This window comes from Nocardia araoensis NBRC 100135, assembly GCF_000308435.1.
Taxonomy (GTDB): Bacteria; Actinomycetota; Actinomycetes; order Mycobacteriales; family Mycobacteriaceae; genus Nocardia; species Nocardia araoensis.
Window position 1 is genome coordinate 1 of sequence record NZ_BAFR01000276.1, and the last position, 1,449, is coordinate 1,449.

General features: G+C 64.5%; 1 protein-coding gene. It reads left to right on the top strand.

Annotated features, from left to right (window positions below):
- The first annotated feature begins 218 nt into the window (after window positions 1-218).
- Window positions 219-1,436 (top strand): IS110 family RNA-guided transposase, encoded by a 1,218-nt coding sequence (locus ON21_RS30370; RefSeq protein ID WP_039803650.1) that lies wholly within the window; start codon window positions 219-221, stop codon window positions 1,434-1,436.
- Window positions 1,437-1,449 lie beyond the last annotated feature (13 nt).

Consider the following 1,449-nt stretch of genomic DNA (forward strand, 5'->3'; position numbering starts at 1 on the left):
CCCTAAGTTTGTAGGTGTCTGGGGTTGGTGCCCTGGATGCCCAGGGCGGTGGGGTGTAGCTGATGATTGGTTGCAGCTGTTATGGCTCGGGAGGAATGGCTGCCCCACCGTGCTGGACACTCCGGCCACTTATTGAGATCTGATGCGAATCGTCGCTGGTTAGGGACCTGATGGCGGGGTTGTCCGCGGGCTCGGATTGTGGAGAGCGGAGATCGGGAGTGGGACTGCGCCAACGGATTTGGGTTGGTATCGATGTCGGCAAGGCAACCCATCACGTGTGCGTGATGGATGAGACCGGCAAGGTGTGCTGGTCGGGCAAGTTCGGCAACGATCAGCGGGCGATCGAGGCGATCATCGCCCGAGCACACGAAACCGGGATCGAGGTGCAGTGGGCGATCGATCTGATCAGCCCGCTGGCTGCGCTGCTGATCACCGTGCTGCTGACCGCTGGGGAGTCGGTGGCGTACGTGCCCGGCCGGGTGGTGGCCACCATGACCGGAATCCTGCGCGGTGAGGGAAAGACCGACGCCAAGGACGCCCGCGTCATCGCCGACACCGCCCGCATGCGCAACGACCTGACGCCGGTGACCGCACCCGACGAGCTGGTCGCCGAGCTGACCCAGCTCTCGAGCTACCGCGCCGATCTCATGAGCGACTGGGTGCGCGGGGTCAACCAGCTGCGCGGCATGCTCGCCGCGATCTTTCCCGCGCTCGAGGCCGCATTCGACTACTCGGCCCGGTCCCCGCTGATCCTGGTCGCCGGTCTGTGCACCCCGTCCGAAATCCGTGCCGCCGGAATCAACGGTGTCACAACACATCTCACCAACAAAGGCGCCTGGCGCAAGAGCATCGACACCATCGCCACCACAGCCGTCGCTGCCGCCGGCGAGCAGGACATCGCCGTACCCGGCGAGAGGGCTACTGCGACATTGATCAAACGACTGGCAGCCAAACTGCTCGACTTGGACCGTGAAATCAAGGACCTCGACAAACAGATCACCATGCGTTTCCGGGAGCACCCGCAGGCATCGATCATCGAGTCGCTGCCCGGAATGGGACCTCATCTGGGTACCGAGTTCCTGGTCACCACCGGTGGCGACCTCACTACGTTCGCCACCCCCGGCCGGTTGGCCTCCTACGCCGGACTCGTGCCCGTGCCCCGCGATTCCGGCCGTGTCAGCGGCAACCTGCACCGACCAAAACGCTTCAACCGGCGACTGCGCCGCGTGTTCTACATGGCCGCACTGTCCTCCATCAGAGCCGAAGGACCATCGCGGACGTTCTACCAGCGCAAACGGAATGAACGGCTCATCCATACGCAGGCCCTCCTAGCCTTGGCCCGGCGCCTGGTCGACGTGCTGTGGGCCCTGCTGCGCGACAACCGGCCCTTCGACACCAAGCCCCCGAGCATCAACGCAGTACCCGTCGCGGCTTGACATCGTCATTGAG